Annotated in this window: 22 protein-coding genes; 1 reads left to right on the top strand and 21 read right to left on the bottom strand. The window is 37.8% G+C overall.

Annotated features, from left to right (window positions below; all coding sequences use genetic code 11):
* The first annotated feature begins 111 nt into the window (after positions 1-111).
* Positions 112-960, top strand: a complete 849-nt coding sequence (locus CD001_RS08930; protein WP_096187165.1) for a M55 family metallopeptidase — start codon at positions 112-114, stop codon at positions 958-960.
* A gap of 261 nt (positions 961-1221) precedes the next feature.
* Here CD001_RS08930 and CD001_RS08925 read toward each other — a convergent pair whose 3' ends face one another.
* The 21 genes from CD001_RS08925 to CD001_RS08835 all read right to left on the bottom strand — a co-directional run bounded on the left by CD001_RS08925 (position 1222) and on the right by CD001_RS08835 (position 25589).
* Positions 1222-2199, bottom strand: coding sequence for a metallophosphoesterase (locus CD001_RS08925; protein WP_179298672.1), 978 nt, complete (start codon positions 2197-2199; stop codon positions 1222-1224).
* 341 nt (positions 2200-2540) lie between these two features.
* Positions 2541-4343, bottom strand: a complete 1803-nt coding sequence (locus CD001_RS08920) for an ABC transporter ATP-binding protein (protein WP_096187163.1) — start codon at positions 4341-4343, stop codon at positions 2541-2543.
* Positions 4344-4353: 10 nt separating this feature from the next.
* A complete protein-coding gene (locus CD001_RS08915; protein WP_096187162.1) occupies positions 4354-5520 on the bottom strand; it encodes a nucleotidyltransferase domain-containing protein in 1167 nt (388 codons plus the stop codon).
* Entirely contained in the window at positions 5513-5956 is a 444-nt protein-coding gene (locus tag CD001_RS08910; RefSeq protein ID WP_096190537.1) for a lasso peptide biosynthesis B2 protein, read from the bottom strand. Before CD001_RS08910 ends, CD001_RS08915 begins: the two co-directional genes overlap by 8 nt.
* A 37-nt stretch (positions 5957-5993) precedes the next feature.
* A complete protein-coding gene (locus CD001_RS08905) occupies positions 5994-6308 on the bottom strand; it encodes a lasso peptide biosynthesis PqqD family chaperone (protein ID WP_096187161.1) in 315 nt (104 codons plus the stop codon).
* Positions 6305-7240: an aldolase gene (locus CD001_RS08900; protein ID WP_096187160.1), complete on the bottom strand. Its 936-nt coding sequence runs from the start codon at positions 7238-7240 to the stop codon at positions 6305-6307. The genes CD001_RS08905 and CD001_RS08900 overlap by 4 nt, the downstream gene beginning before the upstream one ends.
* A 164-nt stretch (positions 7241-7404) precedes the next feature.
* Positions 7405-7560, bottom strand: a complete 156-nt coding sequence (locus tag CD001_RS25960) for a paeninodin family lasso peptide (RefSeq protein WP_142303564.1) — start codon at positions 7558-7560, stop codon at positions 7405-7407.
* Positions 7557-9527: an asparagine synthase-related protein gene (locus tag CD001_RS08895; protein WP_096187159.1), complete on the bottom strand. Its 1971-nt coding sequence runs from the start codon at positions 9525-9527 to the stop codon at positions 7557-7559. Before CD001_RS08895 ends, CD001_RS25960 begins: the two co-directional genes overlap by 4 nt.
* Before the next feature lie 317 nt (positions 9528-9844).
* A complete protein-coding gene (locus CD001_RS25955) occupies positions 9845-9976 on the bottom strand; it encodes a paeninodin family lasso peptide (protein WP_142303563.1) in 132 nt (43 codons plus the stop codon).
* A gap of 14 nt (positions 9977-9990) precedes the next feature.
* Positions 9991-11931, bottom strand: a complete 1941-nt coding sequence (locus CD001_RS08890) for an asparagine synthase-related protein (RefSeq protein WP_096187158.1) — start codon at positions 11929-11931, stop codon at positions 9991-9993.
* 94 nt (positions 11932-12025) lie between these two features.
* Positions 12026-13063, bottom strand: a complete 1038-nt coding sequence (galE, locus tag CD001_RS08885; protein WP_096187157.1) for a UDP-glucose 4-epimerase GalE — start codon at positions 13061-13063, stop codon at positions 12026-12028.
* 90 nt (positions 13064-13153) lie between these two features.
* Positions 13154-14077: a phosphoribosyltransferase family protein gene (locus CD001_RS08880; protein WP_096187156.1), complete on the bottom strand. Its 924-nt coding sequence runs from the start codon at positions 14075-14077 to the stop codon at positions 13154-13156.
* Positions 14078-14132: 55 nt separating this feature from the next.
* Complete coding sequence (locus CD001_RS08875) at positions 14133-15179, bottom strand: glycosyltransferase (protein WP_096187155.1); 1047 nt, start codon at positions 15177-15179, stop codon at positions 14133-14135.
* A gap of 43 nt (positions 15180-15222) precedes the next feature.
* Positions 15223-17013 (bottom strand): ABC transporter ATP-binding protein, encoded by a 1791-nt coding sequence (locus CD001_RS08870; protein WP_096187154.1) that lies wholly within the window; start codon positions 17011-17013, stop codon positions 15223-15225.
* 50 nt (positions 17014-17063) lie between these two features.
* Positions 17064-18260, bottom strand: a complete 1197-nt coding sequence (locus tag CD001_RS08865; RefSeq protein ID WP_096187153.1) for a glycosyltransferase — start codon at positions 18258-18260, stop codon at positions 17064-17066.
* A gap of 30 nt (positions 18261-18290) precedes the next feature.
* Positions 18291-19484: a glycosyltransferase gene (locus CD001_RS08860; protein ID WP_257009756.1), complete on the bottom strand. Its 1194-nt coding sequence runs from the start codon at positions 19482-19484 to the stop codon at positions 18291-18293.
* A 35-nt stretch (positions 19485-19519) separates the two neighbouring features.
* Positions 19520-20983 (bottom strand): hypothetical protein, encoded by a 1464-nt coding sequence (locus CD001_RS08855; protein ID WP_096187151.1) that lies wholly within the window; start codon positions 20981-20983, stop codon positions 19520-19522.
* 53 nt (positions 20984-21036) lie between these two features.
* The gene (locus CD001_RS08850) at positions 21037-22065 is read right to left on the bottom strand and encodes a glycosyltransferase family 2 protein (RefSeq protein WP_096187150.1); all 1029 of its coding nucleotides are present in this window, start codon (positions 22063-22065) and stop codon (positions 21037-21039) included.
* 12 nt (positions 22066-22077) lie between these two features.
* Positions 22078-23256 carry a glycosyltransferase gene (locus tag CD001_RS08845; protein ID WP_096187149.1) on the bottom strand — a complete coding sequence of 393 codons (1179 nt, stop codon included), beginning with the start codon at positions 23254-23256 and terminating at the stop codon, positions 22078-22080.
* An 18-nt stretch (positions 23257-23274) separates the two neighbouring features.
* Entirely contained in the window at positions 23275-24390 is a 1116-nt protein-coding gene (locus CD001_RS08840) for a glycosyltransferase family 1 protein (RefSeq protein WP_096187148.1), read from the bottom strand.
* 38 nt (positions 24391-24428) lie between these two features.
* Positions 24429-25589 (bottom strand): aminotransferase class I/II-fold pyridoxal phosphate-dependent enzyme, encoded by a 1161-nt coding sequence (locus CD001_RS08835; RefSeq protein ID WP_096187147.1) that lies wholly within the window; start codon positions 25587-25589, stop codon positions 24429-24431.
* Positions 25590-25624: the final 35 nt, after the last annotated feature.

Genomic DNA, 25624 nt, shown 5'->3' with positions numbered 1-25624 from the left:
CCTTATTAATGCTTCATGCGAACCACGTGTAAACGGATTAACATTTACGATTTTGATTAGCTCATATGTTATGATGGAGGAAATATTCTGAAAAAGGTGTGAATTACTAACATGAAAATTTTTATTTCAGCAGATATTGAAGGCGTTTCAGGAGTTGCGACGAATCAGCAATTAAAAAAGAACGATGAGTATCAACGTTTTCGCCGTTTGATGACACAAGATGTCAACGCTGCAATTGAAGGTGCTTACGATGGCGGAGCAACCGAAGTTGTCGTTGTCGATGGTCATGGAAATATGTCAAATATCTTCATTGAAGATCTTGATCCACGTGCCCGTCTCATTTCTGGAAACAATCGAGTCATGTGTCAAATGGAAGGAATTGATGAAAGCTTTGATGGGGTATTCTTTATTGGTTATCACGGCCGTGAAGGTGGCTCAGAACGAGCGGTTATTAATCATACTCTTGCCGGAATTTGTGTTGAGGAAATGAAGATTAACGGTAAAGTTGTTGGTGAAGCAGAAATGAATGCCGGAGTTGCTGGTCATTATCACATTCCAGCATTACTCATCTCCGGTGATGATGTTGTGTGTGAAGAGGTCAAACAAACGCTTCCTGACATTGAAACTGCAGTCGTAAAGCGAGGAGTCGACCGGCTTTCAGCGGATTTAATGTCCCCTCAACTAGCACAACAAACAATTAAAGAAAAAGCAAAAGCTGCAGTTGAAAATGCTCACCGTGTGAAGCCATACGAAGTTGATGGACCAGTGACATTTGAGATCAGATTTAAAGGAACAAACCAAGCATATATGACGACAACGATTCCATCAGTTGAACTTATTGGGCAAAAAACGATCCGTTTTACGTGTGATGATTATGTAAGTGCATATAAACATATGTGGGGTTGCGTTATAATTGGGATGGCTGCAACAAATGGTGTTCTTGGCCAAGTGAATGCTTGAGTGATACTCTACATATTTCGTCCTGCTCCGCTTCGAGCAGGACGTTGTTTTTGGAAAACTAGTTTTTGTCGTAGGTAAGCCGAAGTTCGTCGTAGTAACTCCAGGGTTAGTCGTAACAACTCCTAGTTTCTTCGTAACTACTTCGGATTTCTTCGTAGGAACTCCGAGTTTCGTCGTAATATCAACTCTCTTACTAATTCCTTTTGATACAATAAATCACAACAGTTAAGAGATCCATTTTTTCCCAGGTGCCAGGCACCATTAGCTAGATGGTTTTCTTCTTAAGGTGATGACGTTTATTTCTGGAGGATTTAGGAAACGAAAGTTAAGGAAAGGAATCGCGTTACTGCTCCCTAAACCAGCACTTACATACTGCTGAATACCACGATGTTCCCATAAGCCTTTGACTCTGTCCTGCGGAGGGAAGAGACCATTTCTTTTCATATAAGGCTCTGGCACAAATAAAGCTCCGACAAAGGGAAGTCGGATTTGTCCGCCGTGATAATGCCCTGCTAATATTAAATCAAAGTTTCTCAAATTCATATTCGGATCACGGATTAAATGATCGATTTTTTGATCGGCTAACGGATAATGATAAAGGGCGATCAACACATCATTTTTCCCTAATGAATCTAAATTTCTCATATCTTTTAGCAGCTCATGTTGATGCGTTAAGTAATCATAATAGCTTTGATCGTGATCGGCGTCGAATAGCTTTTCAATTTCCTGCAAATTGTCTTCAACCTCAAGAAGTGACAATTCAAATTCTACAAAATGGATATTGACAGAACCTCTCTCAATTGTGTATATCGATTCGAGAGGTTGTATTCCTCTTTCTTCCATCCCTTTCATAAATTCATGCATTTCGTATGGTATCTCTCTGTGTAATAGATATGGTTTTGGATCTGAGTTTCCTGGGACGAACAATCCATGTTCCTTCTGATCAATTCCTTCTATTAGTGAATAAAAGGGGTGAAAGTCAGTTGTGTTCCCCGTTTCCAGCATATCACCAGTAAAGACGATCGCATCGTATTCAATTCCATTTATTTTTTCAATCAGCTTTGATTGGTTATGACCAAACTCCTTTTCGTGCAAGTCGGTAACTTGAAGAATAGTAAACCCATCTAATTCTAAAGAAAGGTCATCAATCTCAATCTTTTGTTCGACAACGATGATTCGATTATTATCCCAAATTGTAAATAAGATCAGCATCATTACTAGGAATACGACGACTATCAAGAGGATCCTCCTCACCTTTCTCATAAAAACCTCTCCACTCATGACTTATAAGAGGATGTTCAAAAAGTCCGGGAAAAAATAACTTTCATATCTCTACGTTGACTCGTTTCTCCGTATGAACAACCATACACTCCGCAACTCAAAACTTCGTCGCCTTGAAAAACTCCGTCTCTTCCTCTACAAGCTAAGCTTTGTAGTATATCTGTCAACCAGACAAAACGTTCGATAGAACCTTAGGCTAAAACCCCGGCGTCCTGCGGGAACACTGAATCCACCACATCCGTGTGGAAGCTCGGGATTTGACGCTCCTGGCTCTTTTTGTCCTCCTTTTTGAAGACGCATTATAAGGTTGCTTTCATTTGATTTTTCAGCAAATGGCTGAATACCCCTCGTTTTTCGTTTGCTAATTGTCTGAAACCGCCTTTTTCAATTACTTTCCCTTGATCGAGTACGACAACTTGGTCTGCATTTCTGATCGTCGTTAAACGGTGAGCGATTACGAGAATCGTCATTTTTCCTTTTAGGCGATCAATCGCGCTCTGAATCTTTGCTTCGTTTTCATTATCTAATGCGCTAGTCGCTTCATCCAATATTAAAACAGATGGCTTACGTAATATCGCTCTTGCTAAAACGAGTCGCTGCCGCTCACCGCCTGAAAGTCTAATTCCACGATCTCCAAGAACCGTATTTAACCCTTCCGGAAGTTTCCGCACGAAATCTGCTGCCGACGAAAACTCGAGTGCATCCCACATTTCCTGATCCGTTGCATCTTGTTTAACTAGCTGTAAATTTTCCTTAATCGTTTCATTGAATAGAAATGGATCTTGTGGAACATAGCTGATCATCCGTCTCCAGGCTTGTATGTTCTCTTTATTTAGCTGGACACCATCAATGAATATATCCCCTTCATCCGGTTTATTTAAGCCCATTAAGGTGTCAATCAATGTACTTTTCCCAGCACCCGAATGTCCGACGACTGCAGTCATTTCGTTTGCAGGTAAAAACAGGTCAATATCTTGTATCGCAAACGTATGGCTCTCTTTTTGATAACGAAAGGAAATTTGTCGACATTCAATGCCCTTAACGAGTTCTAATGTTCTTTCCTGCTGATATTCCGTTGACACATTTGGCAGTTCCTTCGCAGTTTTAGACTCCTGCTGTAATTGAACGACCGATTTAAATGCCGGGATCATTGTCGCGATTTCTTCCAACGTGCCTTGGATCGAGGCAACTCTCGGCCAAAGCCTGGAAAAAATAACGATGATCAGCATGAGCTCTGCTCCGTGAGCATGAAATAATTGCACTGCTGCAAATATGAACAGAGCGATAAAAATCGCTGATGCAGTCTTATAATAAAATTGTGACTTCGTTTTAAGTTTCGTATATTCAACTTGCTCATTTTCAATATTTTTCGTTACGTTCCGGTACCAATTAAGGCGTGAGTCTTCCAGCGTATGGCTCTTTATATCTTTTATACCATTTATTTGATCGGTTATACCTCCTAAATATTGTTTCCCGAGTTGAAAGTTACGTTTTCCAAGCTCATGAGACCGTTTAAGGAATCTGCGATTAAAAAAGAGAAGTACGAGTCCGCAAAGCAGGACAAATGTTGTAATGATGGGAGACAGCCAAAAAGCAAGGCCAATTTGGATAACTGTAAAGATGAGTGAAGATAAAAATTGTAAAAAAGAGTTCGTTCCTGCAGAAGCACGAGCTATTTCAGACGTTAATACATTAATCAAATCTGACTTTCTTTTTTTTATAAAAAATCCCCAATTTGCATGGAGGAGTGAGTCATACGTTTTCACTCTCATATAACGGAAAAAACCGTGTTGAATGACCGCATTTTTTATTGTTATTTGTCGGTGCAGCCAGTTTTGTAAGACGACAATCGCGACAAACAAGGCTAATATGACTGGGAGGCCGATTGTATTTGGGATCGCTTGCAAAAATTGTAAAGCACTAGAAAATGGCATTTCACTTGCATCAATGCTAATAAAGCCGCTCATGCTGATCATTGGAATTAATAATAAAATACCGATACCGTCAAGCAAACTGATAAGAAGCATCGCACCCAAGTTTATATAGAGGACTTTTCCTGCATAAGAATGAATTTGTTTTAAAAAGTAAACAACTGATTCCATCGTTATCCCCCTATGTGAATGCTTGTTTTCTTGTTTTTCTCCAAACCCATAAGACTGGTCGAAGCGGAAAGTATAAAAAATGTAAGGTCTTCGGCAGTGGTAGTGTTTCGGCATCTTCAGGGTAAGGATAAAGAAAACTTAAAAGAAACAAGAGTTTTTGTGATATCGGCATTAATGTAAATAAGTAGCGCTTATGGTAAGTCGAGACTTCTTCTGGAACAGGAGTAGTATGAAGGTTTACCATTCTCTCAATATAAAAGATTGCACCTTCAGCTAGGTTTTTCGCTTTTTTCGTCATTCGCAATGAGTGTATACCCTCAGGGATATGTGTGTTCAATAAAGAGGACAAAAGAATGACAGCCTGCCCACACATATGCTCACTTCTATAGCGTTTCATGATACGTACTGCTTTAGCAATATCCACATTTATCTTAAATAGCTTTTGTATATCAACTAACCATCTAAGTCGTGACCAACCGTGCCGTGCCCCATGTAAAATAAGAAATACAAATAAATCCTCATTTCCTAATGAATACAACGTGTCAGTGCATTCTTTTTTCCTTTCCCACAACTCCTGAAAGCTTGCTTCTTTACCTGGACCTGGATGCATTCGCCAATGAATTTCTATTTTCGTGCCTTTTTGAGGGTGATAATACGTAACGTGATGATGTCTCCATTTCCAGTCACTTAATATCGTGCGAATGTAATCATCCTTTACATAGCCTAGCTGATCAAGAAGTCGCTCAGCTTCCTTTAAGTTTTCGATATTTACAATGAGATCTAGGTCATTAGACGTTCTAAGCGAGTAATCTCCATACAATTGTTGAGCTAAATGAGGTCCTTTTAAGAAGAGGAGTCGGATATTATTTTCAGTAAACAAATTGTTGACAATCTCCATTTCCTTTCTTAATTGAAGCATTTGAAACGTATTTTTTTGATAATGAATATAAAGCTTTTTGACGACTGAGGGTGGAACACCTCTTTCACTCAGTCTTTTCAGCTTTGGATATAACATCGGATAAAGACGATGATGCAGTGACAATTTTATAAAAAAATTCCAGTCGAGTTGCCTGAACTTTTCTGTATCGACATTAATCTCATGAACATCTTTTTCGATCATTTCAAGTATAAGATTTAACTCATTCGATAAACGTAACTTGAATGCTAAGTTATCCATATTTCTCTCCTTGAACAGAGTGTGAATTCAATCTTTTTGCAAACTTGCTAACTACAGTAAAGCGTTCCATACCTTTCATACCTGAAATATAATAAGGACCGCTGCGCAGCCAAGCATGAGCAATGAGCTTCCCTGTTTCATCCTTTGCTGTTCCTAAATATAAAGTACTTTCAATCCCTCGCTTTTCTAGCATTTTCATTGCAGCAATCGCTCTCACTAAACATTGACTTTCCCAGAAAGTATAACGGCTCACTAATTCGATGATTTCTGAAACTCGACTTAATGTTTGCCTCGTTTGATCATCAGGCTCTACAGTCGTAGTTTCCTCCATGTGCTGACCTAGGATTGGAACTACCTTTGAAAATGGCTTTACCTTTAAGACCCGTGCCCAGCCTAAATACACAAATGCTTCGATGCACATAAGCTTTACATTCATCGGTAATTCAAAAAACATCTTTATCTTACTCACGATCCTATTCCCTTTCCAAAGGTTCATTTTCAATGTTAATAAGCGATTCTTTCAATAAATGGTTCAAAAATGCTAAAACTTGCTCTTCACAATCGTTTTGACTAACTTCATATTCAGAAAGCAGTGATTCAACGACTAATTCCACAGTGATAGGTTTATCGATCAATTCCCAAATGACTCCGCCTATTTCTCCAAGATTGTAATATTTTCCGTTGTGTATACTTAACATCACTTTCTCTCCGTCCATATCACTGACAATATTTCCTTCTATTTGAGAAATCGTGTCACGTAAAGAAAGCGTTTCATGATGAATCATCATTTCACAACCACCCCCGGATTAACTGCTGTCAAAATATACGATGAAAGCTTATGCGCCGTAAAATGAGATACTGGACGCTTTAGTTGATAAAAATCGATCTTTTTGACGATTTTCGCACACGTATGAAAATGCCAATCCATTAAGCCTGATGGAGCAATGAAAAACTGGCGGTACGTATGAGAAAATAGCTTTTCAAATCGAGCGAGTGTATCAATCGGATTAAGTTCGATCTCTTCATGATCTGTTTTCACTAATTCAAATACACCAGCAAGCGGCAATGACGTGTCACTGAATTGTTCTCTCACTGGGATTGAAAATTTTGTTTCGCGGTCAATAATCGGCTTATACTGTTTTGAACTCAATCCAAACTCATTCAAACTTTCCTGCCACAGCTTTTGCTGCGGATAAGCTGGTGTTACGAACGGATTTTCCGTATTTGATAAAGAGACTGGAATGACATCATCGCTCAACAGTTGACAGCCTTCTTGTAATAAAGCGGAAGCTAGAGTCGATTTCCCCGCTCCAGAATCACCGACAATTGCATAAGCTTTGTCATCAATCGCGATTGCACTTCCATGTAACGGAAGGATTCTTCTTTGTAGCAAAATAGCCCCCATGCACGTTCCTAATAAATAAAGCCGCATGTAATCGTGTTTGCTATCAGTCTCAGGAGAAACTAAGATTTCTCGACCATTTCGTACTAAGAAAACGCCCGTGCCCGGAATTTTAAACATGATGTGGTCTTCGTTAATGACGAAATATTTATTAGAAACAGAAGAAGCTTCCCACATGTCGATTAAGTCACATCTTGAAATCGTCACATCTGCTGATTTTCCTTCTTGATGATGCATTGTTACTAATTCGGGCAAAGCAAATTCACTTGCAATACTTAATCCAAATGCCTTATAAATCTTTTGATCATGAGTTGTCATATGTGCCTCCATCTATAACAAAACTTTGCTGATCGTTAAAAAGGTTATCAGTCAGCGAACGGTGCTTTACTTATCCAAAGTTCTAAAAACGATTGTAAAAAATAAAGCCCTTAAAAAGAATGTGTTATTAAGGGCTTAACAAAAAGGATTATGAAGATTTTATCTTAACTACCTAAGCAGCTTGCATTCGATCTTCCATCATGTGTTTCATCTTTTCCATCTGACGCGTCAAAACAATCTGCATTCGCATTTCCTGGTCCATTCATCGTTTCACTAACATCAAGTATACTCATCATAGGTTTGCTCCAATTTTTCTTCATACTGCACCTCCTTTCGTTACGTGATTTTTTACAAAGCGATACATAATTAACGCTCGGGTTAACATTTTAAATTCATTCGTAAAAATAACGTCTTGTCGAGGTTCCTCTCCTAAATGAATGATTGCTGAATGAACGACCTTTCCATTTATCCAATCAGCCACAAGTGGATCCGTGACCATCTGCTTTAATTCACGAAGAAATAAATGCCAATTTTGCCGCATTCGGTGGACGGTATCTGCTCCTTGAAGCCCGCGTTTATAATGGTTTAACCTCACTTTATCGGGAAGCTGATGTTTCATAGACCGCCGTAACAACGAGCGTTCATAGCCGTAATTCGTATATTGCTCTTCAGGTATCGATAAACAGAAGCGGATTACACGTAAATCATTGGTAGGATCACGGTTCCAAAGCGCATTGCGCAACGATAACTTCGTCTCGGCTGTCCCGCTTTTATTCCAAGAAAATAGTGACTCGTAATGCCATTTCCGATATTCATTCATATTCGACACTTTTTCACTTCCAAGGACAATTCCGGATTCTTTTATTTTTTCAAATACGTTCGTTTTTTGTGCCAACCGCGTATTAACTAAAATCGGAAGATGTTCATTAGACCGTTTGTTCCCTTTATACTTATTTTTCATCATTGACAGGGCTCGTTTCGTAACAAAAGGGATCATCACCTTTTTTCCAGTTCGATACGTCTGACAATAATGATCTAATTCGTTGTATAAACGAGTCCATTTCAATTTTATTAACAGTGAAACATAGTAGTCGTAATTTAAGGACAATGCCCCCCAAGAAATTGAGTGGTTGCCCCTTGCCCCATTTAATAGAACTTTTACACCTTTTTTATGTGCTGTTTCATTTATTCCTCTTAACCAAAATGTATTTTCAAAAAATTTATATGGCATTTCCATTAATTCAAGAAAGTGATCGATTTCTGTATAAGGGTCTTGCCCTTCAAAACGATTATATTCAGGTAAGATGTTGCCAACGTGCTGGACGACTTCTTTCATATAGGGACGTTCATCAGGAACATAATATGGATCCGTCCAGTCAACAAAGTTTTTCTCCGGAATGCTGCTAAATGTATGCAGCTGTTGGTTCTTTTTTTTTAATGCTTCAGCTGCAAAGCTAACGACTGACCCCGAATCTAAGCCACCGCTCAAATGAGAGCCAACCTTCCCATAAGTACGTAAACGATCTGTCACTGCTTTATTGAATACGTCTCTAAACGCTTCTTCATATTCTTCATTAGATTTGAGCGTCAGTTTTTCATCGGCACCGATCCGCTCATAATGAAACAGCTTCGTTTCGTTTTCATCAACAGTAATACAATGAGAGGGAGGAACTTGCATAATCGATTCATATACAGTGTGCTTCATATTAACCGCCTCGATCGTGTTCGGAATCGCCAGAAATTCGGCGATCCATGTTTCATTCAAATTCTTATTCATATTAGGCAGCGTGAATAATGGTTCGATTAAAGTAGAAAATCCAAATCGATGATGATCCTCGACATAATACAATGTACGTGCACCAGAAAAGTCTCTAGCTCCAAAAAGCTTTTTCCTTCTATCATCCCAAATCATAAAAGCAAAATCGCCTAGTAAATATTTCGGAAGAGCTTCTCCCCACTTCGAATAGGAGAGTAACAATAATTGACTGTCGGTCATATTTTTCCTTACGCTTCTTTTCACATCAAGCATGTCAAACAATTCATCCCTGTTGTCTAAAATGACATCTGCTGTAATAACCAGACTCTTTTCATGATCATAATAAGGCAGTCGTTCACCAACAGATTCAGGGGTAATCCATTGATGATGGCAACTAAGAAAAGCTTGATCGTGCTGCCATACTTGAACATCATCAATCGGGAACTGACGAAAATATTCAATTAGTTTACTAGATTGTTCTTTGAAATTAGGTTCATGATGAAAATGAATAAGACCAGCAATTGCACTCATTTCATTCCCCCCTACCTAGTCGAAGTGGGATTCTCAATAACGAACGAAAAGGATAAAAAAATAGATTGTTACTGTAAATAAATTATATTTTCGCTAACTCCTTTTTGTTCGTTATAAAGAATATACTATAAATCAAAATTATCACCTTTATTTCTAAATGTCAATCGCATAATGATGTAAGTTGGTATAAGCGGATTGTAGAAGGAAAAGGTACTGTCTATAATAAAGTACCATTATGAATAAGACAGTACCTATGAAATAATCGAACATAAGTATATTTATAAATCAGTCATGAAATGGCTAACTTATTTCATACGTTAGCTAAATGTCAGCTCTTCCCTTCCAGTTCCTTCCGGAAAGTCATTATCTAAGTGTGATCCGGTTTCCCCTAACAATGTCATCTTAACGTTCAATTCCTCAAGACTTGGTCTTTGCCACTCTTTTTTCATATGTTCACCTCCTTTCAAGCAAATGTTTGTATAAAGCGGTAGACGATCAAGCTTCTCATCATATTTTTGTAATCGGGATCTGTAGCCAGTTCAGCCTTCGGTCCTTGGCGAGTTTTTATTAGAGCTTCATGGATGATTTTATCGTCAATATAAAATAAGATCCGCTCATCTCTACTCATTCGTTCAAGTTCTTCTATCACCATCTTCCAATGTGGGATCATCCGATGTATCCAGTCTGCCCCTTGAACGCCACGCAACCGTTGATTTAGTCTCACTTTGTCAGGTAAATAATGTTTTGTCGCGCGTCGGATCAAGGAACGGTCAATCCCATTTTGAACATATTGTTCTTCGGGTACAGATAAACAAAAGCGAACGACACGTAAGTCATTTGTCGGATCACGTTTCCATAAGCCGTATCGTACAGATAGTTTACAAGTAAAGGCATTCCCTGAATTCCATGGAAAAATATTTTCGTAGAGCTGTTTTCTTTCTTTATATATGTTTGATCTAGAAAACCAGCCCGACCGATCGATTCCAAACTGTTTCAATTTTGTATATACTCCGCTCTGTTCTGCAAATTCATTCCTAATTAAAGGGGGGAGCTGCCACTGTTTTTCAGATGAAAATAACTCGTTCAAGATCGGGAAACCGATTTTTGCAATAAGCGGAATCCTTCTTAAGCGGGCCCCGCCAACTTGTTTACAATAATCATTCAGTTCTCGGTAAAGCTGAAAGACTTTCACTTTTTTTAAAAGAATGGCGTAATAGTGCATCGCTGAACCCCATGATATCGAATAATTCCCTCTGTCACCGTTTAACAATATGCCAAGTCCTTTTTCCTGTGCTTTTTCGAACATCCCCTTTAGCCAAAAGGAGTTTTCAAGAAACTTATAAGGCATTTCAGTCATCGCTAACATGTCATCAATTTCCGAATATGAGTCCTTCCCTTGAAAATCAAAATAATTGTCGGTCATTCCTCCAACATAATTAACAGTCGCTTCAATAAATGGTCGCTCATCCGCGACTAATTGTTTCGGTGTATAATCAATAAAATCGTCTACTGGAATATAACTTAACGTGTGCAGTCTTTTATTTTCCTTTTGTAAGCTTTTTGCTGCAAAACTAACAACTGCCCCTGAGTCTAATCCACCGCTCAATTGGGAGCCGACTTTATGATGTGTACGTAATTTCGAATCAATTGCCAGCTGAAAAACCTCTTGGAACGCTTCCACATACTCATCATCGGACTTTAAATGTAATGGCTTTACAGAAGTAACCGTGCAGTACCTTTTTATGTCCAATTTTTCTCTTGTCACTGAAATAGAGTGTGACGGAGGAAGTTGTTGAATATGTTCATACGGTGTAAGTGTTGCATCAGCCGAATCGATCATTCCTGTTATCGCTAAATACTCTGCCAGCCATTCTTCGTTCAACTTACGTGGTGAATATGATAAAGCTAACAGCGGTTCAATCAATGTACAAAATGCAAAGCGTTTATTTTTGCAGAAAAAATAAAGTGTTCTTGTTCCAGAAAAGTCTCGGGCGCCAAACAACTTCATCTGCCTCTCATCCCAAATCATAAAGGCAAAGTCACCAATTAAATATTGAGGACAATTTTCGCCCCATTTATCGTACGCATTTAAAATTAATAAACTATCAGGCATTGTCCCTCTTATCCTTCGGTCGATTAGCAGCAAATCAAATAATTCCTGACGGTTATCAATAATTGCGTCTGCTGTAATAGCTAGCCTTCTTTCTTTATCATAGTAAGGGAGTGGTTCTCTTATCGATTCTGGTGTCATCCATTGATCATGACAGCCAAAGAAGACCTTATCTTTGCGCCATATTTGATGATTGTCAGCAGGATATCGTTTCAGCGGCTCCATCATCTTACTTATATGTTCTTTTTCTATCGGCTCTTGATTTACGTGTAACACACCGGCAATCGCACTCATCGTTTTACCTCCCCATTTATGAACAACCTAGCTTATTTGAAAAGAAAAAGAACAAAACACCTCTTTCTTTAAAAAGGTGTCCGTTTTTCTACAATCAGTTTTTATTTAACAATTGCTCCTTTTCCTCATAGCCATTTGGATTCTTTTCTTGCCACCGCCAGGCGTCACGGCACATATCATCAAGACCTTTTTTTGCTGTCCACCCTAACTCCTTTTCCGCTTTTTGTGAATCAGCAAAGCTGACAGCAATATCCCCTAGTCTTCTATTTTTGATTTCATAAGGAATTGCTCTTCCGGAATTTTCTTCAAATGCCTGAATAACTTCCATCACACTGTAGCCAATACTTGTTCCGAGATTATAAGCTTCGATCCCTTCAGTTTGTAAAACTTTCTCTAAAGCTTTTACATGCCCCGCTGCTAAATCAGATACATGAATATAATCCCTCACTCCCGTTCCATCATGAGTCGGATAGTCATTTCCGAATACGTGAAGCTTGTCGCGTTTTCCGACAGCAACTTGTGAGATATAAGGAACAAGATTATTTGGAATCCCATTAGGATCTTCACCAATCAGGCCACTATGATGAGCACCTATTGGGTTAAAATAACGTAGTAACGCTATACTCCAATTATGATTTGACTGATAAATGTCATGCAATATTTCTTCAATCATCAGCTTTGTACGTCCGTACGGATTAGTAGCTTGCAGCGGCAGATCTTCATGAAATGGCACGCATTCCTGCATACCGTAAACAGTTGCTGACGAACTAAAAACGATCTTACTTACTGCAAATTCTCTCATCACGTCACAAAGAATAAGCGTACCCGTAACGTTGTTATAATAATAACGAAGAGGGAATGATACTGATTCCCCAACTGCTTTCAAACCCGCGAAATGAATAACAGCGTCTATTTCATTTTCTGTAAAAACAGATGTTAGTGCTTTCCGGTCCAGTATATCAACTGCGTACACCGGAAAATCCTTATTCGTAATTTCACGCACACGATCTAATGATTCCGGTTTACTGTTTGAGTAATTATCAACGACGACGATTTCGTATCCACCATTTAATAACTCTACACACGTATGAGTGCCAATATAGCCGGCACCGCCAGTGATTAAGATTTTCATCCTTTTCTCCTTCCGAATCATCATTATTTCACTATTGTTAAAGATAACCGTATTAGAGTGGAGCATAAAATTTTCCGACGATATTTTCCATTAAGAATATAATTTTCTTATCTGATTTTTCATATTTTCAATTAAAAATTTTTTTGATACCTTCGAACCATAAAATGCTGAAACTATAACTCCTTTAGAGAACATTTCGTTCGTCCCAACACAGTACACTGGCTTTTTTGTTAATTTAAATATTGCTAGTGCTTTTTTTCTATCCCTTTCAAAAAAAAGTTCTTGACCCGATTTTTTGTACACTTCTGCTTTAAAGTGTTCAGACGACTTATTTCCATTTTCATTCATCATTAATGTTTCATATTCAATTCCGTGTTTTTTAAGCCACTTCTCCGTTATTTCACGGTATTTTTCCGTACGATTGGATACAACACAGCCAATCTTTCCTGAAGGAATAATGACAGGATCTGAATTCATCATCAAGTCCGTATCGTGTTGAGATCCTATGACGACTTTTTCGGACGGACCGTTGCAAATGACACCATCTAACGTAAAGCACGCTCTTTTCACTATGCTGCTATGAAAAATATTCCATTCAAACAATCTTGGTCCTGGAAGGGACTCGAAAAAAAAATCAACGTCTTCTCTACTTTTCTCTGAAGAATAAATCGCAAGAGTGACGACTTTGTCCCTTTCCGTCTGTGGAACGTTTTGTAACGCCAATGATAGTGAACGTCCGCTAGCAATACAATCATCAACTACGAGTATTTTCCTCGCGTCATGTGGATACTTCAAATCGTCTTTTGGCGTTCTAGTAATCCCTGTTTTTAACGGACGATTTTGCAAAAAGGCATCTAGATCACAGCAGTTTTTATTCAAATATAGGGCAATCATGTAAGCTGGAACCATTCCGCTTCTTGGGATTCCTACGATTATATCGAACTTTCCTGATTGGAGCAGAACGATATTCTTTTTTATTAGACTTTGTAAATTAGTATAATTTCGATAGTACATATATGACACACCACCTTTTAAACCGCTATATCCTTTAACCTACGTAGATCCTGTTCTAGCTAATAGGATCGCCGATTTTTTTATAGCCCGTACGCTGCAGCCTTCCTTTTGAATACGTCATTAAAAAGAGTAGCTTCTCACTTTTTAGGAAACACATATATTTCAAGAGTTTGAGAAATAGAGTTGGGGGATGATATTTTCCAATATCTTGATGAAATTGATCATCATTTACGATTGTTGAAACAATTTCAAGCTTTCGCTTATTCGGTAAGTCACTATTTACAATTACTTGAATGTAATTTATCGTCACATTTGTAAAATGATTTATAACTGTTTTTTCATATGCGTTCAGGCCATTTGTCTTGCATATTCGAAGCATAAATTGTTTATTATCAAGGATATATTCATAAAAATCCTCTCGAACCTTTCGAGTTAATGATTCTCTCGAGCGGATGAAATAGTTATACAGCGGCTCATTAACAAAAACAAGCGACTCAATCTTCGTAATAAAAGTAAAGTTTAATAAGGCATCTTCGCTATGGTGCTTCCTTACATCAAAACGAACACCCGATTGATCAAAAAGCGTCTTTCGATACAGCTTATTTACTGAAGAAACTAAACTGTATACTTTTTGTTGTAAAATACTTGGGAGTATTTTTTCGTGAATCACATGCCGGTCAAGGACACAATTCACTTCTTTCCATACTTGTGAAACAGACTCGGTCCCAGTGATTTCGTTTATCGTTTTTATTGGGCAGACTGTCATATCAGCACAAAATGATGCAGCTGAATTTAGCAGCACTTCATACATGTTTGGAGCAATAGTGTCATCAGGATCGACAAACGCGATATACTCTCCGTCAGCCATATCAATTCCCATATTCCTTGCAGAAGATACTCCACCATTTTCCTTATGAATCACACGAATCCGATCGTCAATCAAGGAATATTCGTCACAAATTTCTCCGGATTGATCTGTAGATCCATCATTAATTAGTAAAAGCTCAAACTGTTGAAATGATTGATTTAAAATTGAATCAATGCATTTATGTAAATATTGATCGACATTATAGATCGGAACAATAATACTGATGGTTGGCATAGAATCACCCCTTATAATTTGTGACATCTGACGTTTTGTGTATTTAATTGACTTCCCTGATCCTTTCGGATTTTTGATCAACTTTAACGAGCCTGCCTTTATTTACTTTGAAGACGATATTACAGTTTTCGATCGTACTTAAACGATGAGCAATGATAATGAGCGTTTTTTCTCCCTTGAGCCCATCTACTGCCTCCATAATTTCCTTCTCAGTGTTCGTATCCAATGCTGAAGTTGCTTCATCCATAAATAAAATTTCTGGGTTCGTGTAGAGTGCTCTTGCAATTCCAATTCGCTGCCGCTGTCCCCCTGATAATTTCACGCCTCGCTCTCCGACATTTGTTTCCAATTGATCCGGAAGCTGTTCAACGAATTCCTTCAGCTGTGCTTGTTCTAATGCTCTCCAGACGTCATCATCATTAATGTCATGACTTTCATATCCAAAAGCTACATTTTTCCGAATCGTATCATCTGATAAAAAAATAAATTGCGGGATATAGCCGATTTTTTGCTGCCATAGCGATTTTTGCTTTTTCAACTCCTTCCCATCAATTAGGACAGAGCCTTTTTCAGGTATTAATAATCCTAGAAGGATATCAACAATCGTAGTTTTCCCTGCTCCTGAAGCACCGACAAATGCAGCAGATTCACCAATTGGAATCGTTAATGAGATATTTTTCACCGCCCATTCCTCCTGCATCGGATAGCGATAAGATACATCGTTCAATTGCAGTGATTGTACAAAGGACCTTTTATCGTTGTTTCTCACAGTTTTCATCTGTTCTTCGTCTGTTTCGTTTTCTTCTTTCTCTTTCCTCTTTGTATTAAAAAGATCTTCATAGACGACATTTAGCGCAGGCTGATGCACACGGATTGCCGTAATCAAAGCCATAACCCGAGTAATCGAAGGCATTAACCTGAATGCAGCCATTGCGAAAAGTGCCATAGTTGAAACAATTTCTGTAGTATTTGCTGCTTGGAAAACGACAATGAGCATTGTGGCTAACACGGTAAAGACTAGTATCGTTTCAATAAATAATCTTGGTGCTTGCTCAAGCATTTTTAAATACCTACCGTTGTTTGCTTTTATTTGACTTTGTCTTCCATAAGCATCCACGAAGTACGCTTCTTTCCCGGAAACTTTTACTTCTTTACTTGCACCTAAACCTTGGTTAACCCACTTAATCATCGTTCCGTTCACCCTTTGCTGCTCAATTCCGAGATGGCTAATCTTCTTGCGAAATAAAATATAGAAAGAAAGAACACTGACAGTAAGAATTATGAATGCAGTTAAGGTTGCAAGAGGTGCCGTGATAAAAAGTAACATTAAAATACATGCAACAATAAGAAGTTCAGTTGCCAATTGGAACGATGACATCATGATCCCTTGAAAGACATTAGAAACTTCACCGTTCACATTGCGCAAGAGATCGGCACTGTTTCGCTGCAAATGAAAAGTATAAGGCTTTGTTAAATATTCATGAAATAATGTACGAGATAACTTCACTTGTTGATTGAGAATGATCCTGAACTGTACGTAAAAGAAAAATAATAAGTAAATGTTTTTCAATAAAAAGACTAAAAGAAGAATCCCAACTAAAAATGCAATGAACCCATTCGTAGATTGAAAGTTAAATAGGTTATATATATAGGCTAAAACGGCTTGCTGCTGTATGAAGTCAGCGTTCGTAACGACACCTACAAATGGAACGATTAAGCCGATTCCTATCGTTTCAAAAATCGCTGCAATGATCATCATTGCAAATAAAAGGATAAATTTCTTTTTTTCTTGTTTATTAAAAAGTACGGATAACTTTTTAGCCGCTTCGAACATTATGCTCACACCTTTTTGTTATGGTCATGATTCATTCTTTTTGCAAATCTTTAACCATTAATTGTATCGAGAAAGTATTGATTGACATCAAATGATTGATCCACTTGCTCATTTTCAAGATGATCAAATATTGTGCTGCGCAAGCATTCGTTCTGCAATAGCTCTTCAACTGCCAGATAAATCTCTCGATCATCCGCCCCGACAATTAGGCCCGTTTCGCGATGCCGTATTTGTTCTTTAGCGCCTGTAAAGTTTGTCGTCACAATTAGCCTTTTGAAGACTTTCGCTTCTGCCAACGTTATACAATACCCTTCATGCCGAGACGGTTGAACATAGATATCACATTGTTTCATGTACGAATATGGATTTGTATCTAACCCAAGCAAAATAAACTTATCCTCTAAGCCATATTGCTGAATCAACGTTTCATAATATTGTTTTGCCTTCCCTTCCCCAACACAGTACCATTTCACATGATGTCCTCGTTCCACGAGCTTTGCCATCGCTTTAATAGCTAAATCCTGCCCTTTTTCAACAGATAATCTCCCAACTGTTAAAATATTAACTTCTTTTTGATAGGATGCTAATTTTTTACCCTTTTCTGCTAAAGACTTTATTAAATGAGGGGAAACGAGGTTGGGGCAGACATCAATTTTCCTTTTTATAGAGGGCAGTATGTCAACCAGCTTTTCTTTCGCTTCTCTTGAAACGGTATATACGTGATCAAATTGTTTGTAAAGCTCATTATTAAAGTGGCGGTCAAAAGAAATTTTCGTCACATCAAAATGGATCCATTGAATCTTCTTTTTCGCTTTTATTTTTTGCGCAACAAAAAAGCTTATGAGATCCATCGGACCCGCATAAGCAACTGCAACATCATATTTAGTTGTTAAAGCTTGTTGTTGTTTCAGTATCGATTTAAAAAAGATTCGCCTATCATTTTTCACCTTGACAAACACATATAAAAACAGCATCTTCCATGCCTTTACGAATTGTCTATTTTTGACCAGTTTCTTGATCACGTTTTTTGGCGAGTCTGTCACCAATGGTTTAATCATACGATATCCTTTAACGTAATCGACATGAACATGGGAAGGAATGTCGTGTAAAAAGTCACCTTGCTTTTCCAGCATATAGATTGTGATATCATATTGCTCCTTTGGCAGCTCAGCGATTAAATTTAATAACGCCTTCTCTGTTCCACCGACATTCATATTGATCACCATAAACATCATTCTTTGTTTCATTTTATCTGCCCGCCTTTGTATACTGTCGCTTCACCCTAGTAACTCATATACTTTGTCAATCTCTTCAAGATTCCCTTTCTTTTCAGATTTTTGATATTCGATAATACTAGCAGTTAATGATTGACTATTTATTAATCGGGTGATCCCTTCACAAACCGCTATTTCGTTCATTTTCACGACTAGCCCATTTTTTTCGTTTACCATTTGATTATAGACAGCATCAAATTCTGTCGTAACGACAGGAACATTCAGCATTCTCGCTTCTGCAATCGCAATACCAAATCCTTCAAACATCGATGTTTGTACGTAAATATCAGCATGTTTAATAAAAGGATATGGGTTTGCTTTTACTCCGAGCAAAATAAAATGTTCCGAAAGGTTCTTCTTGCGAATCTCGTCTTCAATTTCCTTTTGGAGAGGACCTTTTCCTAGTACATACCATTTAAAATGAACGCCCATTTCTTTTAACCTTTTGCAAGCATCAATCGCAATATCATACCCTTTTTGGTGATCCAGTCTCCCAATGGTTAAGATTCTAATTCCATCAAACTGGTCATCATATCCTTTTCCGTTTTCCGCCATTCTCGAAATAAACTGAGCGTTATTAATATCATAAACAACATCAATGACATCAGCGTAACAAGGAAATGTTTCAAGAAAAATGTCCTTTGTAGAATGTGATACTGCAATGACTTTATCGAATTGATCATAATATTTTTTCTGGAATTGTTTATCAATGTCATCCAAACGATAAGTTACATTTACCCACGCTAATTTCTTATCTGCTTTCACTTTCTCTGCTACATAAAAAGTCGGAACCCCTTGGGCATAAGCAATCGCCACGTCATAATGCTTCTGATTTTTTCCGATTACTGCTGATGCATTTTCCCAATACAGCCGTGCTTTCTGACGATTGTTATATTGCTTTTTCCTCAGTTGTATGGAGTAGCGTAATCTTCTGTAGATCATGTTCATGTTTTTCTTTTTCATTGAATGGGCAATCGCATTCGTTACATTCATGTTCGTAAATGTCGTATACTCAAATGGCTTTAGTATGTTGACCTCTTCAGGTACAAGTTCCTCGAGGACATGCCCATGTGCAAAAAGCTGAAGATCAACAGAATATTTCGAGTAATCTAGCAGCTGAAGTAACGTGACGAGGCTTTTTTCCGCGCCTGCACAATCCAGTGAATCGATGACAAATAATACGTTTTTCTTCATCATACCAATCCCCTGCCTAGTAAATTTAATCCTTTTGTTTAGATGTGAAACGATTTCCCACTAATACTTTTCATGGACTTTCGAATATTCCGGACAATGATTTTTATTTGTTGGATAATCGGTCTTATCGCGATTCGCCATTTAAATAACACATTGCCAGTAAAAAAGCGACGCCTCATTTTCCATACATCTCTCTTATCTCTTTCAGCTCGACGATGAAGCTTCATTTTTTTCACGACATTTAACGATGCAAACTTTAATCCATAAAAATAAAAATGATGTTCTGGATTAAATAAAATATCATCTCCCGTTATACAATGGTCATTTGCGTTCTTACACCTACTTAAAACCGACTCACTCATTCGGTGTTCGTTAAAAACCGAAGCGTCCATTTTGCGCGGCACAACCTCTATATTCGTTTCTGCTGTCATTCCATAAGCTGCTAACACCGTACTGTTGTCTAAGTAACATTCCTCATTACTTACGCTCGAATCGCTTATAAGTCGTTTAAATTCATAAAACCTCTTCATTAATGAAGCGTTTTGATACGGTCTCCCATTATTTAAAAAATGAAGACTATTTTCATTGAAAAAAAGTTGTGCGAGTTCTGTCGTTTTTTCATGATCTTTTGTCACATAAAACATATTCCTTTTGAAATAGTGTAGTTTCATTAACTCGAGGTTCATTTTATACAAATGCTGTGTCTCAATTAAATAAACTCGCAGTCTTCCTTTTCCAATAAAACAATCTTTTATTTTTTGTTCAATCCATGCATTATCAGAATGGTAAAGAAAACCGTTTTTTATATACAGTTGAATGATTAAATTTCTCGGACCTTCGTTTCCTACTAAAACTTTTTTTTCATATATAATTGATCCAAATTTTTCAAGAACCTTTTTTGCTCCTTCAAAATCTGCATGAGGAAATAAAATAAACAGATGCGTATGAGGTTTCTTCTTACAATATTCATAAGCTATCGCATCACAATATTTACTTTCCAAAGCGTCGAGTCCTCTATCTACAAAAAATGAGTCATTATAATTTGGTTCTTCTTGTTTAATTGTGACTGTTTTCACTTTTTGATCATAAAGAAGGGCAGCCGCTATTCGATGTGCACCATCAAGTGGAATTCGATTTTCACCAATCGGAATCAACGATTCATCGGAGTTGAACCCTTTCTCTTTCATAGATTCAAGTGTTGAATGAAAAGATGAAAGGTAATTCGATAACCCTTTTTTTCCTGATCCGTCCCCTTCTTCATAATTATTCAAGACGCGAATATGTTCATCGTATAATTTTAAGCCCCAATCACTCTGGATTTTATTTTCGATAAACCACGCATAAATATATTTAGCGATAATATCGAGTCTTTCACTACGAATTAAAGAAAGAGGTTCAATGTCATGAATCACGACCTTTTGATCGTGACGAGGTATGTCAATTGTTTTATTTTTTATTCGCTGTTTTAATTCCTGATCATTGACTGTTTCGATTGTCAGCATGATCATCGCCCCCATCCCCACGAAAAACCGTTTCTTCCATTTGTAAAATGGATCTAATGATCTAACCGTTGGAGTTTTACTGGTCCAGATAATAATTTCAGTTTCCTTAATACTTTTCTTCCCCCTTTAAATCCGATAAAGAAAAGAGGGTGAACTTGAAAAAATAGTAGCTGCTTCGTTAAATCGCGATCATGATTTACAGCTTTTTTGAAAGCTGGACCGTTATACTCGATATACCTTTCAATTTTTTTCCGATGAAGCGCTTTCGGATCTTTATCTCGATTCAAAAACAGTAAAAGATAATGTTCTAAATGAGTTTTTAAAATGACTTTGTATGATTCGTTTATGAGCTCTGGATAATTGGCTTGAATAAAGTCGTGCCTCATCTTCAGTCCTTTTAAAATATCTAAGTTTCGAGTTGAATAATTCGATACAATGCTGCCGCTCCGTTGATAGTAATAGCATAACGGCTCATGCAAAATAACATACGTTTTTACTCGCTCCATAACTTGATGAGCCCAAAAAACATCTTCAAATAATACACCTTTTTCAAATGGTATATCTAAAATTAATTCAGCTCTAAAAAGTTTCCCCCAAGCAAAATTTTTCACTTTTTCATTGATCACTAGCTCTGCCATAAGATCATGGTGATTTAGCACTACTGGTTCATCTTCTTTTGAATAGTAGCGGTTGTCATAAAGATAATGATCATCGTATGCATAATAAAAAGCCGACTGAACAACCTCAGCTTTATACTTCAAACTATAGTTAACCATTTTTTCAATCATTTGATGATCAAGCCAGTCATCACTGTCTACGAAAAGGATAAATTCTCCAGTTGCATATCGCATACCATAGTTTCTTGCGTCTGATAAACCGCCATTCTTTTTATGAAAAACCGTTATTCGGCTGTCTCTCGTGGCATATTCGTCAGCAATTTCCCCACACTGATCAGGTGAGCCGTCATCAATTAATAAAATTTCTAAATTCTCATATGTTTGCAGCACAAGGCTTTGAATACATCGGTGAATATAGTTTTCAACATTATATATAGGAACAATAATGCTCACTTTATATTCCATAATTGTTCCTCCTCATATGACATCATAAAGCTTTTCTAGTTCCCTGCTATTTTGAAAATCAACACTTTTACAATGCGTACCGAGCAAGTTTCTTAACTGATGATTCGTATACAATTGTTCAATTCCATCAACGATGCCGTTTACAGATAAATCACAAATATAACCATCAACCCCATGCTGGACTTGACTTTTGGCAGTTGGATAATTCGTAATGAGTACTGGCTTCCCTAGTATTTGCGCTTCACTTACCGTAACCGCCTTCCCTTCATATCGTGACGGTTGAACGTATAGGTCAGCTGCTTTCATAAAAGGATATGGATTTGTTTTTTTTCCTAAAAACAGAAAGCTGTCTTCAAGGTTTTGTTCGCTAACGAGTTGTTTCAGCTTCTCTTCCTCTTCACCATATCCGACGAGATACCAAGCGATATTCGTATACCCTTTATCCTTTAATTTTTTTATTGCGTAAATCGCTTGATCAAGACCTTTTGCGTAAGAATATCTCGCTACTGTTATCAATTTAAAACGCTCATCTTTTGTGAGCGGCCATGCCTCTACTTCCTCTGCTAAATTCCGAACCATTTCTGGAGAAGTAATATTCTCAATAACGATGATTTTCTCCTTTAAAGCTGGATATTTTTTAATAAACGCAGATTTGCAATCGTCTGATACGGCAACAATTAAATCGAATTTTTCCCACATCGCAAGGTCAATGGCCCTATCCGTATCGACAGTTGAAAAATCTGTATGAATCCAAGCGATTTTCTGCTTTGCCTTCACTTTATCGGCGACATAATAGTGTGGCCACAAATAGCTAATCGCAATATCATATTGCTTTTTCGATTTAGGTAAAAAAGGGAGGGAATAACGCCACATATATTGCATCTGTCTATAACCGGTTTCAGGTGATCGATTTCGCTGTGCTCGATACTTCGCAAAGATCCTCGCGAGCGCAATCATGAGTGCTCCACTTTTTATCGTTTCACGAATCGATAGTCTGAACGTTTTATAAGCTTTTTCCTCTTCTAACAAATGAACGTTTCGTGACAGCAAATGAATAAAGTCACCTGAATGACGGTAAAGCATCATGTCTACTAGATGTCGTTCATAATCAAAGTTGTTTAACATACTGATCAAACTTCTTTCAACTCCGCCAACTTCCAAATCAAATGAAGCTATCAATACTTTTTTCATACGCGCCTCCAAAACCATTCAACTTTCTTGATAAATAGCTGACAGCTTTAATAACCCTGTTGATAATGAGTATTCTTTTTTTTCAAATGCATCTAAGATTTTGTGTTTGTCGGTTTCTCGCTGTTGCGAATGCTCCAATATTTCCTCACACCAAACTTCTACTCCTTCTGTTAATGAAAGTTGAGTCATCAACTGAATTCCTAAGTCTGCTTCCGGCTGGATCGCTTCTGACACGAGACAAGGCAACCCGCTTGCCTGCGCCTCTAGAAGAACTAATCCGAACCCTTCATAAATGGATGGAAACACAAAAATGTCCATACTTTGAAGCATCGTTGGAATATCATCTCGTTTCCCAGCAAATACAATTTGTTCATGAACGCCTTTCTTTTTTGCTTGATCTTCTATATCGCGGCGAAGTTCGCCTTCTCCAACGAGCATTAAGCGAACATTATGACCCTGTTCAAGTAAACAGGATAGTATTTTCAGTAGAAAGCGATGGTTTTTTGCTTCTGTAAACCTTCCAATATGACCGATGACGAGACAATCATCTAAATGATGTTCCTCTTTAAACTTCCGGACTTCTGCTTCTCGATGTTGAAAAAAATAACTGTAGTCAATTAAATTTGGAAAGTGAGCATATTTTGGCTTATTGACGTTTTTTTCTCCAAACAAATAATGACCTGCTTCTTTGCTGCAAGCCAAATAGTGCGTCGAACATTTCTCAATGAGATACCTCATTAAGGTCATATACCATTTTCTTGATAGCTGATTGCTGTTATCTAATGTTGTATGAGCATGAGCAATTCGTACGTTTATCCCTGCTAGTTTAGCTGCAACATTTGCAATCCCGCAATGAAACAATGTATGCGAATGGATGACATCATATGGGCCGTGGCGTTTCATGACCTTTACTAACTGTAAAATCGAGTTTGTTTTCGTCAGCTTGATGACATTTCCGCCTAACTGTTTAATTTCGTTATCATAATCGCCATCCTCTTGGCTGTATAAAATAAAGTCAAAGGTTACTTCATCACGGTTAAGCTGTCTAAACATATTCATTAACATTGTTTCCGTTCCAGCCCGGTTCATTTTCCCGACAACATGCAACACTTTTATTTGTTTTCTATCATACATACAAACTTCTCCTTATATGTTAATCAGTACTGATTCGACTAAGGAGTGGTGACCTTCACATGACTTTTAATACATTCAATCACTCTATTTTGCTCCTGCTCAGTCATATTTGTACCGGAAGGAAGGCATATTCCCTTATAAAACAATTTCTCACAAACATGTTCAAGTTCACTGTGAGGATAAAAAGCAGCCCCTTTAAATAACGGCTGCATGTGTAATGGCTTCCAAACAGGCCTTGCTTCTATATTTTCTGCTTCCAGTGACCCTAATAATACTTCATTTGTAAACCCGGATCGTTCATCAATCGTCAAGACCGTCAGCCATCGGTTTGATCTAGTACCACGTAATTCAGGCATAAATTGAATACCGGGGATGTCAGCTAGTTCTTGATAGTACCGATTAAACACTGCTCTCTTTGCCTGGACTCTTTCCTCTATCACTTGCAGCTGTGCTCTGCCTACACTAGCCAGTAAGTTACTCATTCGATAGTTAAAACCTACTTCACTATGTTCATAATGTGAAGCTCTATCCTTTGCTTGAGTCGCTAAAAATCTAGCCCTTTTCATCGCCTTTACATTATTCGAAACGAGCATGCCGCCACCTGAAGTCGTAATAATTTTATTTCCATTAAAAGAATAAATGCCAAAGCATCCAAATGTGCCGCCATGCTGTCCTTTATAAGTAGAACCAAGAGATTCAGCAGCATCTTCTATCATTGGCACACTATATTGATTACATATTGCAACAATCTCTTCCATTTTTGCGACCTGTCCATACAGATTAACAACGATCACTGCTTTTGGAAGGCTCCCTGTAGTGCGAGCATCCTTTAAAGCCTTCTCCAACGCTTGTGGTGACATGTTCCAAGAATCACGTTCGGAATCAATAAACACTGGTTGAGCCCCTTGATATAAAATTGGATTTGCACTTGCTACAAATGTGAGACTTGAACAGAATACATAGTCACCTTTCTTTACGTTTAACAATAAGAGAGCTAGATGTATAGCTGCCGTTCCTGAGCTTAAGGCTACAGCTTCTTTCGTTCCAGCAAAATGTGCGATTTCTTTTTCAAACTGATCAACGTGCGGTCCAACCGGTGCGATCCAATTCGATTCAATCGCTTCATTGATATATTTCAACTCGTATCCGCTAAGGTGAGGAGGAGAGAGGTAAATTTTAGTTTTATCGGTTTTTTCCACGAAACAAGCACCTCCACATTTTGATGTTTGACATG

The sequence above is a fragment of the Evansella halocellulosilytica genome (assembly GCF_002335745.1).
GTDB classification, from domain to species: Bacteria; Bacillota; Bacilli; order Bacillales; family Salisediminibacteriaceae; genus Bacillus_CA; species Bacillus_CA halocellulosilytica.
The sequence above is the reverse complement of the archived record's forward strand: the minus strand, read 5'-3'. Positions and strand labels throughout refer to the sequence as shown.